Annotated in this window: 7 protein-coding genes; 3 read left to right on the top strand and 4 right to left on the bottom strand. The window is 65.9% G+C overall.

Annotated features, from left to right (window positions below; all coding sequences use genetic code 11):
- Positions 1-62 precede the first annotated feature (62 nt).
- The 4 genes from ACQ5BL_RS13840 to glnE form a co-directional block, all read right to left on the bottom strand.
- The gene (locus tag ACQ5BL_RS13840) at positions 63-1,184 is read right to left on the bottom strand and encodes a glycosyltransferase family 4 protein (RefSeq protein ID WP_243804296.1); all 1,122 of its coding nucleotides are present in this window, start codon (positions 1,182-1,184) and stop codon (positions 63-65) included.
- Positions 1,181-2,251, bottom strand: a complete 1,071-nt coding sequence (gene waaC, locus ACQ5BL_RS13835) for a lipopolysaccharide heptosyltransferase I (RefSeq protein ID WP_243804294.1) — start codon at positions 2,249-2,251, stop codon at positions 1,181-1,183. Before waaC ends, ACQ5BL_RS13840 begins: the two co-directional genes overlap by 4 nt.
- The gene (gene waaF, locus ACQ5BL_RS13830) at positions 2,248-3,291 is read right to left on the bottom strand and encodes a lipopolysaccharide heptosyltransferase II (protein ID WP_243804292.1); all 1,044 of its coding nucleotides are present in this window, start codon (positions 3,289-3,291) and stop codon (positions 2,248-2,250) included. The genes waaC and waaF overlap by 4 nt, the downstream gene beginning before the upstream one ends.
- Positions 3,292-3,563: 272 nt before the next feature.
- Positions 3,564-6,509: a bifunctional [glutamate--ammonia ligase]-adenylyl-L-tyrosine phosphorylase/[glutamate--ammonia-ligase] adenylyltransferase gene (gene glnE / locus ACQ5BL_RS13825; RefSeq protein ID WP_243804290.1), complete on the bottom strand. Its 2,946-nt coding sequence runs from the start codon at positions 6,507-6,509 to the stop codon at positions 3,564-3,566.
- A 244-nt stretch (positions 6,510-6,753) separates the two neighbouring features.
- Here glnE and aceE point away from each other — a divergent pair, with 244 nt between their 5' ends.
- The 3 genes from aceE (at position 6,754) to ACQ5BL_RS13810 (ending at position 14,046) form a co-directional block, all read left to right on the top strand.
- Positions 6,754-9,402 carry a pyruvate dehydrogenase (acetyl-transferring), homodimeric type gene (gene aceE / locus ACQ5BL_RS13820; RefSeq protein WP_207882184.1) on the top strand — a complete coding sequence of 883 codons (2,649 nt, stop codon included), beginning with the start codon at positions 6,754-6,756 and terminating at the stop codon, positions 9,400-9,402.
- 11 nt (positions 9,403-9,413) lie between these two features.
- The gene (gene aceF, locus ACQ5BL_RS13815) at positions 9,414-11,060 is read left to right on the top strand and encodes a dihydrolipoyllysine-residue acetyltransferase (protein ID WP_243804288.1); all 1,647 of its coding nucleotides are present in this window, start codon (positions 9,414-9,416) and stop codon (positions 11,058-11,060) included.
- A 286-nt stretch (positions 11,061-11,346) separates the two neighbouring features.
- Complete coding sequence (locus ACQ5BL_RS13810) at positions 11,347-14,046, top strand: putative bifunctional diguanylate cyclase/phosphodiesterase (protein WP_243804286.1); 2,700 nt, start codon at positions 11,347-11,349, stop codon at positions 14,044-14,046.
- Positions 14,047-14,085: the final 39 nt, after the last annotated feature.

Genomic DNA, 14,085 nt, shown 5'->3' with positions numbered 1-14,085 from the left:
CGGGGTGGCACGGTGCATCCAGCTATTCGCGAGCAAGCTCGCTCCTATGAGAGCAAAAACGTTCATGCGCGCTCCCGCAGGATCAGGTCGGCGGCATGCTGCGGCATGCTGTAGAGGTCGGCGGTGTCGGCGAAGGCCAGACCGTTGCGCGACCACTCGGCACGTGCGGCGTCATCCTCCAGCATTTCCTTGAGCAGGCTATTGAAGTGCTCCTGATCGAAAGGCGACGGCACCACCCGACCGGCCTTGGCCTCGTCGATGTAGTGGGCGTAGCCGCAGACGTCGGTGACCAGCACCGGCAGCCCCGCCACCACCGCCTCCAGCAGCACGGTGCCGGTGTTTTCGTTGTAGGCCGGGTGGACCAGCAGGTCGGCGCCGAGCAGGAAGCGCGGGATGTCGCTGCGACCCTTGAGGATCTGCACGTTGTCCGACAGCCCCAGCGCCTTGACCTGCAGCAGGAAGGGCTTGGGGTCGTCCTGGCCGATGGCGATCAGCCGGGTGCGCTTGCGCAAGCTGCGCGGCAGCGCGGCCAGCGCCTTCAGGCTGCGGTCCAGGCCCTTGGTCTTGAAGCCCGAGCCGATCTGCACCAGCAGCAGGTCATCGTCGGCCAGCTTGAACTCGCGGCGGAACTCGGCGCGGATCTCCGCAGCATTGGCCGGCGCGCGGCGATCCTGGGCGATGCCAGGCGGCAGCAGGTGGAAGCGCGACGCAGGCGTCTGATAATGCTTGATGAACAACGGCTGCTGCACCTCGGAGATCATCAGGATCTCGGTTTTCGACTCCGGCGCGAACACCGCGCGTTCGTAGTCGGCGAAATGCTTGTAACGGCCCCAGCGGCGGTAGAACGAATTGCGCAGGGTCTGCGCCTTGTCCTCGAAGCAGCCGTCAGCGGCGTAATACACATCCAGGCCCGGCATCTTGTTGAAGCCTATCACCCGGTCCACTGGCGAGCGCGCAAGGTCCGCGGCCAACCAGGCGCTGAATTTCTCGTTGCGGCGATGATTGAACAGCGACTTGACCGGCGCCACGCGCACGTCGAAGCCGGGCGGCACCTCGCCCTCCCAGATCGGCGTGTAGACGCGGATGGCGTGGCCGCGCTGCTGGCACTCCAGGGCGATGCGCATGAAGTCGCGCTGCAATCCACCGAACGGGAAGTATTTGTAGAGGACGAAAGCCAGGGTCATCGCAGCGTCTCCGGAGCCAGCAGCAGTGCCTCCAGCTGGGTCGCCACGCGCTGCGGGTTCAGGCGCGTGAAGCACAGAGGTTGTTCATACCGCAGGTCGAACTGGCGCTTGTCTTCGGCCGTCGGCTGGTAGGTGCAGGTCTTCTGCAGACAGGGTGCGCAGGACCAGTCGCTGGCCAGGTGCACCTGGGAACGCCCGTAGGCGCCGGTCAGGCCTGGATTGGTCGGACCGAACAGCGAGAGGGTCGGCACATCCAGTGCGGCCGCCAGGTGTCCGAGCCCGGTGTCGACCGCCACGCAGGCGGAAGCACCGGCCAGTACCTTGGCCATGCCTGCGAGGCTTAATCTGGGGAGCACCGAGGCATTTTCCAAGCCCTGGGCCAGGCGCTCGGCGCGCTGGCGCTCGGCATCGTTGCCCCAGGGCAGGCGCACCGACCAGCCGCGCTCGCCCATGCGCTCGGCCAGCTCGCGCCAGTAGGCCTCGGGCCAGTGCTTGGTGACCCAGGTGGTGCCGTGCAGGAACACCAGGTAGGGCTCGGTTTCCACCGAATCCAGCAGGCGGCTGCGATCCAGGCCGTAGTCGCCGGTGCCGCTGGGCAGCGGGTAGTCCAGCGCCTGGGCGAACAGCTGGCGCACGCGCTCGACGGCGTGCTGCCCCCAGGCAACCGGGTAGGTGCGGCGATAGAAGCGGCTGGCGGCCGGCTCGCGGGCGGACTCGCGATCCAGTCCCGCAACCGGGGTGCGACGGCGCACATAGCGGGTCAGCCAGGCACTCTTGAGCAGGCCCTGGGCATCGATGACGAGGTCATAGTCGACCTCCTTCAGGCGCCGCTTGAATCGGCTCCACTCGCCGCTCTTGAGGGTCTGCCAGAGGTTCTTGCGCCAGCGGCGGATCGCCACCGGAATGACCTGGGCTACCGCCGGGTGCCAGGCGGGAATCTCGGCGAAGCCTTCCTCGACCACCCAGTCGAACTGGATGCCGGGAATGGCGCGGGCGGCGTCGGTGAGCGCCGGCAGGGTATGGATGACGTCGCCCAGGGACGACGTCTTGATCAGCAACACCCTCATTCAGCGCTTTCCACATCCACCGGGTCGCCGACCAGACGGTCCAGCGCTTCGAGCACCGGCGCCGGCTTGAGTTCGCGCAGGCAATTGTAGTGGCCGAAGCGGCACACGCGGTCGAAGCAGGGGCTGCATTCCAGGCCGAGGCGGACAATTTCCACGTGCTCGGCCAGCGGCGGGGTGAATTGCGGCGAAGTGGAACCGTAGACCGCCACCAGCGGGCGGTTCAGCGCGGCGGCCACGTGCATCAGGCCGGAATCGTTGGTGACCACGGCGCCGGCGCAGGACATCAGGTCGATGGCCTCGGCCAGGGCGGTCTCGCCGGCCAGGTTCACCGATTCCTCGCGCAGGCCGGGGATCAGCCGCGAGCGGATGTCCTCCCCACCCGGGTGGTCGTTCTTCGAGCCGAAGATCCACACCTGCCAGCCGGCGCGGATCTTGGCCTCGGCGACCTTGGCGTAGTACTCGGCCGGCCAGCGCTTGGCCTCGCCGAACTCGGCGCCAGGGCACAGCGCCAGCACCGGGCGGTCCAGGCTCAGGCCGAATTTGGCCAGGGCGGCATCGCGGCTCTGCGCCTCGATGGACAGGCGCGGCTGTGGATAAGGTTGCGCCAGCTCGGCGTCCGGCTCGTAGGCCAGGGCCATGAAGCGCTCGATCATCAGCGGATAGCGCTCTTTATCCAGCGTGCGGATGTCGTTGAGCAGGCCGTAGCGCATTTCGCCCTTCCAGCCGGTGCGCGTGGGAATGCCGGCGAAATACGGCACCAGCGCCGACTTGAGCGAGTTCGGCAGCAGGATGGCCTGGTCGTATTGTCCCTTGAGGGATTTGCCGATGCGCCGGCGCGCGGCGATATCCAGCACACCGTGGCCGAGCGGGAAGCTCAGGGCCTGGCGGACTTCGGGCATGCGCTCGAGGATCGGCCGGCTCCAGTCGGGCGCCAGCACGTCGATCACACAGTCGGGATGGCGCTGCTTGAGGCAGTAGAACAGCGTCTGCGCCATCACCATGTCGCCCACCCAGGAGGGGCCTACGATCAGAATTCTCATGCGTTTTCCAGAAACGACCAGGGAGGCTCTCGCCTCCCCGTACTCCATTCATCCAGCCGCGCGGCGCAGGCCGTTACGGTCGGGTGCCAGGCATCGAATGCCCGCAGTCTAGCCCAGCCAGCGCGCCGGCCGGGCGGATTTCGTCACTCCCTGTGACCTGGCGCAGCGCCAGAACCGACCGGTCCCGGTCAGGTTTCAACCCCCGCCGACCTGGCGGCCATCATCCTGTCCGCCAGTTCTTCAGGGGAAATTTACGGAGGAAGCCGGGTGACTCAGGTCAGCTCGAAGGCCTTCCACATCGCCATCACCATGCGGCGTTCGGAATGGAAGTGGTCGCCGCTCACCACGCCCGGCTGCTTCTGCAGGGACAGCCGGTGGGCCGCCGCGCGGTACGCCCGGTAGGCGTCCTGCAGGCGAAGGACATCCTCACCGGACATCAGGCCAACTCGCTCAAGCCCGTCCAGAATGCGGATGTTGTCGGTGAACTCCAGCAGTTCCGGGTGCTGCCACGACCAGGCCAGGGCCGCGTATTGCACCATAAATTCGATATCGACGATACCACCGGCATCCTGCTTGAGATCGAACGAGGCCGTGGCTTCGAAGGCATTTTTCGCGGTGCCGGCGGCTGTGGCGGGAGTCCCCAGGTTGTCGCGCATCTTGGCGCGCATCTCGCTGACCTCCTTGCGCAGCTCCGCCAGGTCGCGCTGCTGGCCGAGCACTTTCGCGCGAATCGCCTCGAAGGCGCCGGCGACGCGCTTGCAGCCGGCCAGCACGCGAGCGCGCACCAGGGCCTGGTGCTCCCAGGTCCAGGCCTCACCCATCTGGTAGGCCTCGAAGGCGCGCAACGAGCTGACCAGCAGGCCAGAGGCACCACTGGGGCGCAGGCGCATGTCCACCTCATATAGAGTGCCGGACGGCGTCTGCGCGGTGAGGAAGTGGATGATCTTCTGCCCCAGTCGCGTGTAGAACTGCGCGCCATCGATGGACTTCTCGCCGTCGGTTTCGCTCTGCGGGTCGCCGTCGTGGATGAACACCAGGTCCAGGTCCGAGCCATGGCCCAGCTCCAACCCACCGGACTTGCCGTAGCCGATGATGATGAAGTCCGGATCGCAGGGCGTGCCGTCGGCGCGGGCCGGCCGGCCGTGGCGCTGCACCAGTTGCTCCCAGGCCAGCGCCAGCACCTGCTCGAGGATCGCCTCGGCCAGCCAGGTCAGGTAGTCGCTGACTTTCATCAGCGGCAGCGTCCCGGCGATCTCCGACGCCACCACGCGCAGAGCGTGGGCCAGCTTGAAGTGGCGCAGGGTTTCCATCTGCTGTTCGAGGTCGTCCGCGGGGATGCGCATCAGCCGCTCGCGCAGCTCGGCGCCCAGCTCGGCGGCCTGGGGCGGGCGGAACAGCCGCCCTTCATTCAATAGTTCGTCGAGCAGGATGGGGAACTTGGCAATCTGTTCGGCCACCATCGGGCTGGCCGCGCAAAGGGTCAGCAGACGCTCCAGCGCGCCGGGGTTCTCGGTGAGCAGCACGAGATAGGCCGAGCGCCGCGCCACCGCCTCGATCAGCGGCAGCGTGCGCTCCAGCAGCACGTCCGCCGGACCGCGCTCGGCGATCATGTTCAACAGGCGCGGCATGAAGGCATCCAGCCGCTCCCGCCCCAGGCGCTGCATGGCGCGCACCTGCGGACCATTGCGCAGGTCGGTCAGGCGCTTCCAGGCGGCCGCCGGCTGGGTGAACCCGGCATCGGCGAATTGCCGGCAGGCGGACTCCTCGTCCACCGCCTCTTCCCAGATCGGAATCCACTCGCCACCAATAGTCGTGTCGACCTTGCCGTCCTCGTCTTCGTCCGGGTCGGCGATGACCTGGTGGAAATGCCAGTCGATGCGCTCGCGCCAATGATTGATGGCCTCATGGAAGGCCGACCAGTTGGCGAAGCCCATGATGAAGGCCACGCGGATACGCTCCAGCTCGTCCTCCGGCAGCATCTGCGTCTGCCGGTCGGCGATGGCCTGCAGGGCGTGCTCGGCGTAGCGCAGGAATTCGTAGCCCTCGCGCAGTTCGGCGACCACCTGCGGCGGCAGGTAGCCCTGCCCTTCGAGGATCGCCAGCACCCGCAGCAGCGGCCGCTGTTGCAGGCTCAGATCGCGGCCGCCGTGGATCAGTTGGAAGGCCTGGGCGATGAACTCCACCTCGCGGATACCGCCGGCACCCAGCTTGATGTTCTCGCTCATGCCCTTGCGCCGGACTTCCTGCTGGATCAGCTGCTTCATGGTGCGCAGCGCCTCGATGGCGGAGAAGTCCAGGTAGCGGCGGTAGACGAACGGCCGCAGCATCTCCAGCAGGCGCTGGCCGGCCTCCTGGTCACCGCCGACCACCCGCGCCTTGATCATCGCGTAGCGTTCCCAGTCGCGGCCCTGGTCCTGGTAGTACTGTTCCAGCGCGGCGAAGCTGTACACCAGCGGGCCGCTTGAGCCATAGGGACGCAGGCGCATGTCGACGCGGAAGGCGAAGCCCTCGACGGTGATGGCGTCCAGCGCCTTGATCAGCTTCTGCCCCAGACGGGTGAAGAACTCCTGATTGTCCAGCGCGCGCTTGGCACCCTGGGTCTCGCCGCCTTCGGGATAGCCGAAGATCAGGTCGATGTCCGAGGACAGGTTCAGCTCCCCCGCCCCCAGCTTGCCCATGCCCAGCACGATCAGGTGCTGCGGCAGCCCGGAGCGATTGCCGATGGGCGTGCCGAACTGCTGGCAATGGCGCACGTACAGCCATTGATAGGCCTGGTCGATGCAGGCATCGGCCAGGTCGGACAGGTCACGGCAGGTGCCGGCCAGATCGCTGCGGCGGGTCAGATCGCGCCAGATGATGCGCACCTGCTGGCGCCGACGGAAGCGACGCAGGCGGCGACCCAGCTCATCCTCGTCGGCGCACTCGTGCAGCAGCGCTTCCAGCTGGGCGTGCATCTCGCCCGGCTGCAGGCCGCGCTCCAGTTCTCCGGTCGCGGCCAGCGCCAATAGAAAGGCAGGATCGCGCTGAACCTGCTCGGCGACGAAGTCACTACCGGCCGTGACACGGGCGAAATCGGCATGCCGCTCGTCGGACCACGAGTCGAAACTGGCGATCTGTTCGGGGGAAAGCAGGGAAACGGCGGAGCGGAAATTCTGCTCGGCTCGCTCGGCGAGGGGCTTCAGCGTGGCCGGCACAGCGGCCAGGGACGGCAGGCTCATGTTCTATCCTGAGGGGTCGGCGAGGCGCCGGCATTCCTGTCTTTTCGCGCCCCTGTAGTTTTACTACTAACTTTTTCTGGCAGAGGGATGTAACTGCCGGCGATTTGTAGTAAAACTACAACCCGCCGGACGCACCCCCGGTGTACTTCCAAGAATTCGCCGCGTCGCCCACGAGGTTGATGCAGCTATCGGCAACGATCTACTGGCTTCCGATTCTGGAAGCCTTTCCGCCCTGGAGCAAGCCATGCAAGACCTTGATCCCGTCGAAACCCAGGAATGGCTGGACGCCCTGGAATCGGTCCTGGACCGTGAAGGTGAAGACCGCGCCCATTACCTGATGACCCGTATGGGCGAGCTGGCCAGCCGGTCCGGCACCCAACTGCCCTACGCCATCACCACGCCGTATCGCAACACCATTCCGGTCACCCACGAAGCCCGCATGCCCGGCGACCTGTTCATGGAACGCCGCATCCGCTCCCTGGTGCGCTGGAACGCCCTGGCGATGGTGATGAAGGCCAACAAGAACGACCCGGATCTGGGCGGCCACATCTCCTCCTTCGCGTCCTCGGCGACCCTGTACGACGTTGGCTTCAACTACTTCTTCCAGGCCCCGACCGACGAACACGGCGGCGACCTGGTGTTCTTCCAGGGCCATGCCTCCCCCGGCGTCTATGCCCGCGCCTTCCTCGAAGGCCGCATCACCGAAGACCAGCTGAACAACTTCCGCCAGGAAGTGGACGGCAACGGCCTGTCCTCCTACCCGCACCCCTGGCTGATGCCGGACTTCTGGCAGTTCCCGACCGTATCCATGGGTCTGGGCCCGATCCAGGCGATCTACCAGGCGCGCTTCATGAAGTACCTGGAAAGCCGCGGCTTCATCCCTGCCGGCAAGCAGAAGGTCTGGTGCTTCATGGGCGACGGCGAGTGCGACGAGCCCGAATCCCTGGGCGCGATCTCCCTGGCCGGCCGCGAGAAGCTGGACAACCTGATCTTCGTCATCAACTGCAACCTGCAGCGCCTCGACGGCCCGGTTCGCGGCAACGGCAAGATTATCCAGGAACTCGAAGGCGTGTTCCGTGGCGCCGAGTGGAACGTCAACAAGGTGGTCTGGGGCCGTTTCTGGGACCCGCTGTTCGCCAAGGACGAAGCCGGCCTGCTGCAAGCGCGCATGGACGAGGTCATCGACGGCGAATACCAGAACTACAAGGCCAAGGACGGCGCCTACGTGCGCGAGCACTTCTTCGGTGCGCGTCCGGAGCTGCTGGAGATGGTCAAGGACCTCTCCGACGAAGAGATCTGGAAACTCAACCGTGGCGGCCACGACCCCTACAAGGTCTATGCGGCCTACCACCAGGCGGTCAACCACAAGGGCCAGCCGACCGTCATCCTGGCCAAGACCATCAAGGGCTACGGTACCGGTTCGGGCGAAGCGAAGAACATCGCGCACAACGTCAAGAAGGTCGACGTCGAGTCCCTGAAGTCGTTCCGCGACAAGTTCGACATCCCGATCAAGGATGCCGACCTGGAAAACCTGCCGTTCTACCGCCCCGAAGAAGGCAGCGCCGAGGCCAAGTACCTGGCCAACCGCCGTGCCGCCCTGGGTGGCGTGATGCCGGTTCGCCGCGAGAAGAGCTTCCAGGTCCCGGTTCCCCCGCTGGAAACCCTCAAGGCCATCCTCGACGGCTCGGGCGACCGCGAAATCTCCACCACCATGGCCTTCGTGCGGATCATCTCGCAGCTGGTCAAGGACAAGGAACTCGGCCCGCGCATCGTCCCGATCGTGCCGGACGAAGCCCGTACCTTCGGTATGGAAGGCATGTTCCGTCAGCTGGGTATCTACTCCTCCGTCGGCCAGCTGTACGAGCCGGTGGATAAAGACCAGGTGATGTTCTACCGCGAGGACAAGAAAGGTCAGATCCTCGAGGAAGGCATCAACGAAGCCGGCGCCATGTCCAGCTGGATCGCCGCGGGTACCTCGTACTCCACGCACAACCAGCCGATGCTGCCGTTCTACATCTTCTACTCGATGTTCGGCTTCCAGCGTATCGGCGACCTGGCCTGGGCCGCTGGCGACAGCCGCGCGCACGGCTTCCTGATCGGCGGCACCGCCGGCCGCACCACCCTGAACGGTGAAGGCCTGCAGCACGAAGACGGTCACAGCCACCTGCTGGCGGCGACCATCCCGAACTGCCGCACCTACGATCCGACCTACGCCTACGAGCTGGCGGTGATCATCCGCGAAGGCTCGCGCCAGATGATCGAAGAGCAGCAGGACATCTTCTATTACATCACCGTGATGAACGAGAACTACGTTCAGCCGGCCATGCCCAAGGGCGTGGAAGAAGGCATCATCAAGGGCATGTACCTCCTCGACGAGGACAAGAAGGCCGCCGCGCACCATGTGCAGCTGCTGGGCTCGGGCACCATCCTGCGCGAAGTCGAGGAAGCCGCGAAGATCCTGCGCAACGACTTCGGCATCGGCGCCGACGTCTGGTCGGTACCCAGCTTCAACGAACTGCGTCGCGACGGCCTGGCCGTGGAGCGCTGGAACCGCCTGCACCCGGGCCAGAAGCCCAAGCAGAGCTACGTCGAAGAGTGCCTGGCCGGCCGCAAGGGCCCGGTGATCGCCTCCACCGACTACATGAAGCTCTATGCCGAGCAGATCCGTCAGTGGGTGCCGAGCAAGGAGTACAAGGTGCTGGGCACCGACGGCTTCGGCCGCAGCGACAGCCGCCGCAAGCTGCGCGACTTCTTCGAAGTGGACCGTCACTGGGTCGTTCTGGCCGCGCTGGAAGCCCTGGCCGACCGTGGTGATATCGAACCCAAAGTGGTGGCCGAAGCCATCGCCAAGTTCGGCATCAACCCCGAAAAACGCAACCCGCTGGACTGCTGAGGAGAGGCACGATGAGCGAACTGATTCGTGTACCCGACATCGGCAATGGTCAGGGTGAAGTCATCGAACTGCTGGTCAAGGTCGGCGACACCGTCGAGGCCGACCAGAGCCTGCTGACCCTGGAGTCGGACAAGGCCAGCATGGAGATCCCCTCGCCGAAAGCCGGCGTGGTGAAGAGCCTGAAGGTCAAGGTGGGTGACACCCTGAAGGAGGGCGACGAGATCCTCGAGCTGGAAGTCGAGGGTGGTTCGGCTGCCGCCGAAGCGCCCAAGGCCGAAGCTCCGGCACCGGCTCCGGAAGCACCGAAGGCAGAGGCTCCGGCCGCTGCCCCGGCTCCGGCTGCCGCGCCCGCCGCTGGCGCCAGCGTCCAGGACATCCATGTCCCGGACATCGGCTCGGCCGGCAAGGCCAACGTCATCGAAGTCATGGTGAAAGCCGGCGACACGGTCGAAGCCGACCAGTCGCTGATCACCCTGGAATCGGACAAGGCCAGCATGGAAATCCCCTCGCCGGTTGCCGGCGTGGTGGAAAGCGTGTCGATCAAGATCGGTGACGAAGTCGGCACCGGCGACCTGATCCTCAAGCTCAAGGTGGCAGGCGCGGCTGCTCCTGCCGCCGCGCAAGCTCCGGCTGCCGCTCCGGCCCCGGCCGCTGCTGCACCGGCTGCGGCTCCCGCACCGGCTGCCGCCGCGCCGGCCAAGGCCGCGGAAGTCGCCCCGGTGGGCGCGCCCAGCCGTGACGGCACCAAGGTTCACGCAGGCCCGGCCGTACGCATGGTTGCCCGCGAGTTCGGCGTCGAGCTGTCCGAAGTGAAAGGCACCGGTCCGAAGGGCCGCATCCTCAAGGAAGACGTGCAGGCGTTCGTGAAAGAACAACTGCAACGCGCCAAATCCGGTGCGCCGGCAGGCGCCAGCGGTGGCGCGGGCATCCCGCCGATTCCGGAAATCGACTTCAGCAAGTTCGGCGAAGTGGAAGAAGTGGCGATGACCCGCCTGATGCAGGTCGGCGCCGCCAACCTGCATCGCAGCTGGCTGAACGTGCCGCACGTGACCCAGTTCGACTCGGCCGACATCACTGAGATGGAAGCCTTCCGCGTGGCCCAGAAAGCCGTCGCGGAAAAGGCCGGCGTCAAGCTGACCGTGCTGCCGATCCTGCTCAAGGCCTGTGCCCACCTGCTCAAGGAAATGCCGGACTTCAACAGCTCCCTGGCCCCCAGCGGCAAGGCGCTGATCCGCAAGAAGTACGTGCACATCGGCTTTGCCGTGGACACCCCGGATGGCCTGCTGGTCCCGGTGATCAAGAACGTCGACCAGAAGAGCCTCCTGCAACTCGCCGCCGAAGCCGCCGAACTGGCCGAGAAAGCGCGCACCAAGAAGCTCTCCGCCGACGCGATGCAGGGCGCCTGCTTCACCATCTCCAGCCTCGGGCACATTGGCGGCACCGGCTTCACGCCGATCGTCAACGCGCCGGAAGTGGCGATCCTGGGTGTCAGCAAGGCAACCATGCAGCCGGTGTGGGACGGCAAGGCCTTCCAGCCGCGCCTGATGCTGCCGCTGTCGCTGTCCTACGATCACCGCGTGATCAACGGGGCGGCTGCCGCGCGCTACACCAAGCGCCTGTCCGACCTGCTGGGTGATATCCGCACCCTGCTGCTGTAAGTGTCGCGGTTGTAAGTGTTGTAAAAGGCCGGCCCTGTGCCGGCCTTCCTCTCGACGAGCACGCCACGCTCGTTCTCTCCAGCCCTGCCGGATGGCGGGGCTTCTTTTTGTCCGCAGGCTTCAGGCCGGCGGCTTGATGCCGCATCCGCCCTCGACTTAACTTCCCTGCGTGACGGCCGATAAAGTCCTGGCTTGTCAGCGGCCCACGCGGCATGCAAATCTTGCAGCGCCCATATTATTCGGCCGAGGCGATGCACCTCGCCAGCACCTGGAAATCAAGCCGCGCATGAAGAGTCATCCCGATGCTGCCAGCCGTTCGGTGGCCGAGGTTGTCACGCAGCTCCCCGTCCCTTCGCGGCTGGGGTTGTTGCGCTTCGAGCGCTTGAACGAAGCCAGCTGGACCCTGCTGTTCCTCGACCCGGGCTGCGAACGCCAGATCGGCGTGCCCGCCCAGGACCTCTGCGGCATCCTCGACGCCCCCTATGCCAGCCTGATGGAGCCCGAGGCGCGCCATCGCCTGCATGAGCATGTCCAGCAGCAACTGCTGCAGGATGGCCGCTACCAGGTGCGCTACTGCCTGCACTCGCCGCGCGGCACGCTGAACATCCTGGAGGTCGGCGAAGCCTTCCAGCAGCACGGCCGGCAACTGCTGCACGGCTACCTGCTGCAGGACGAGGGTGACGCCCAGGACGTCGAGCTGGACCCGCGCCTCCTGGACCTGGAAGCCCAGAACCTGCGCCTGAAGATGTCGCTGGAGATGTACCAGCGCTCCCAGGACGAACACCTGCAGCACCTGGTGCGCTCACGCACCCAGCAGAACCTGATCGTGCGCCTGGCGCGGCACCGCTATCTGTCCAGCGACCCGCTGCTGGAGGCCGCGCAACTGATCGCCCAGGCCGCCTGCGAAGCCTATGACGTAGCCCGCGCCGGCATCTGGCGCCTGCATGCGGACAATCGCCTGGAAGCGGTCACCGTGTACCGCCGCGACACCGACCAGTACGAAAAGCCGCCGGACATCGACGCCAGCAACTTCCCCCACTACCTCGACGCGGTCCACAGCGGCCGCGCCATCGACGCCCACAACGCCCTCCAGGATCCGCGCACCCAGGAGCTGGCCAAGCGTCATCTGCGCCCCCTGGGCATCAGCGCGTTGCTCGACGCCACCATCCGCATCGGCGGCGAAGTGGTCGGCGTGCTGTGCCTGGAGCACATCGGCGAGGTGCGCATGTGGCAGAGCGACGAGATCGCCTTCGCCGGCGAACTGGCCGACCAGTATGCCCAGGTCCTGATGAACCATGAGCGGCGCAACGCCTCCAGCGCCCTGCATCTGTTCCAACGCGCCGTCGAACAGAGCGCCAGCGCCTTCCTGCTGATCGACCGCGAGGGACTGGTGGAGTACGTCAACCCGAGCTTCACCGCCATCACCCAGTACGGCGCCGATGAAGTGCGCGGCCGCCGCCTGCCGGAGCTTCCCGCACTGACCAACCTGGGCGATCTGCTGTTCGACGCGCGCTCCACCCTGGTCAGCCAGAACAGCTGGCAGGGCGAGTTCCGCAGCCGGCGCAAGAACCTGGAGCCCTACTGGGGCCAGCTGTCGCTGTCGAAAGTTCACGACGACAAGGGCGAGCTGACCCACTACATCGGCATCTACGAAGACATCACCCAGAGCAAGCTGGCCCAGCAGCATATCGAGAAGCTCGCCTACCGCGACAACCTCACCGGGCTGGCCAACCGGCACTTCTTCATCAGCGCCCTGGAAGAGCGCCTGCAGGCCGGCAGCAAGCATTCGCTGGGCCTGGTGCTGGTGGACATCGACAACTTCAAGCGGATCAACGACAGCCTCGGTCACCAGACCGGCGACAAGCTGCTGGCCAACCTGGCCCGGCGCCTGCGCAGCAGCCTCAGCGACAACACCACCCTGGCGCGCTTTGCCAGCAACGAATTCGCCGTGCTGCTGGAAGAGTCGGTGGTCGACCGCGGCGAGCAGATCGCCGAGCAGATCCTCGATGTGCTCGACAAGCCGTTGTTCGTGGACAACCAACTGATCAACGTTACCGGCTCCATCGGCATCGCCTACGCGCCGCAGCACGGCCACGACCCGCAGACCCTGATGAAGAACGCCGGCCTCGCCCTGCACAAGGCCAAGGCCAACGGCAAGCACCAGGTACAAACCTTCACCGAGGCGATGACCGCCGAAGCCAGCTACAAGCTGTTCGTCGAGAGCAACCTGCGCCGCGCGCTGGTGCAGGACGAACTGGCGGTGCACTACCAGCCCAAGCTGTGCCTGCGCAGCGGCCAGCTGCTCGGCCTGGAGGCGCTGCTGCGCTGGCAGCACCCGGAAAAGGGCATGATCCGCCCCGACCAGTTCATCAGCGTCGCCGAGGAAACCGGCCTGATCATCCCCATCGGCAAATGGGTGATCCGCCAGGCCTGTCGCCAGGTGCGCGACCTGGCGGCCAAGGGCCTGGGCGAACTGCACATCGCGATCAACCTGTCGCCCAAGCAGTTCAGCGACCCCGACCTGGTCGGCTCGATCGCCGCGATCCTCCAGGAAGAAGGCATCCCCGCCGACCAGATGGAGCTGGAGCTCACCGAAAGCCTGCTGCTTGACGCCACCGACGACACCCGCCAGCAACTGGAAAACCTGAAGAGCCTCGGCCTGACCCTTGCCATGGACGACTTCGGCACCGGCTACTCGTCGCTGAGCTATCTGAAGAAATTCCCCATCGACGTGATCAAGATCGATCGCAGCTTCATCAAGGACATTCCCGACAACCAGGACGACATGGAAATCACCTCGGCAGTGATCGCCATGGCCCACAACCTCAAGCTGCAGGTGGTCGCCGAAGGCGTGGAAACCGCCGCCCAGCTGGCCTTCCTGCGGCGCAACCGCTGCGACATCGGCCAGGGTTACCTGTTCGACAAGCCGATCCCCGGCATCGATCTCTCCTCCAGCCTCCAGCGCTATCCCTGCCGCCCGAATTGAGCCCCGCAGCGAGGGCGAAACGCTGTAATCTTCCGTGAG

Origin of the sequence: Pseudomonas sp. B1-22, assembly GCF_050474425.1 — a bacterium.
In the GTDB taxonomy this organism is placed as follows: Bacteria; Pseudomonadota; Gammaproteobacteria; order Pseudomonadales; family Pseudomonadaceae; genus Pseudomonas.
The sequence above is the reverse complement of the archived record's forward strand: the minus strand, read 5'-3'. Positions and strand labels throughout refer to the sequence as shown.

Bases quoted from the DNA above. Each gene is read 5' to 3' on its own strand.
- waaF (WP_243804292.1), bottom strand. From the start codon at position 3,291: ATGAGAATTCTGATCGTAGGCCCCTCCTGGGTGGGCGACATGGTGATG.
- glnE (WP_243804290.1), bottom strand. From the start codon at position 6,509: ATGAGCCTGCCGTCCCTGGCCGCTGTGCCGGCCACGCTGAAGCCCCTC.
- aceF (WP_243804288.1), top strand. From the start codon at position 9,414: ATGAGCGAACTGATTCGTGTACCCGACATCGGCAATGGTCAGGGTGAA.
- ACQ5BL_RS13840 (WP_243804296.1), bottom strand. From the start codon at position 1,184: ATGACCCTGGCTTTCGTCCTCTACAAATACTTCCCGTTCGGTGGATTG.
- aceE (WP_207882184.1), top strand. From the start codon at position 6,754: ATGCAAGACCTTGATCCCGTCGAAACCCAGGAATGGCTGGACGCCCTG.
- ACQ5BL_RS13810 (WP_243804286.1), top strand. From the start codon at position 11,347: ATGAAGAGTCATCCCGATGCTGCCAGCCGTTCGGTGGCCGAGGTTGTC.
- waaC (WP_243804294.1), bottom strand. From the start codon at position 2,251: ATGAGGGTGTTGCTGATCAAGACGTCGTCCCTGGGCGACGTCATCCAT.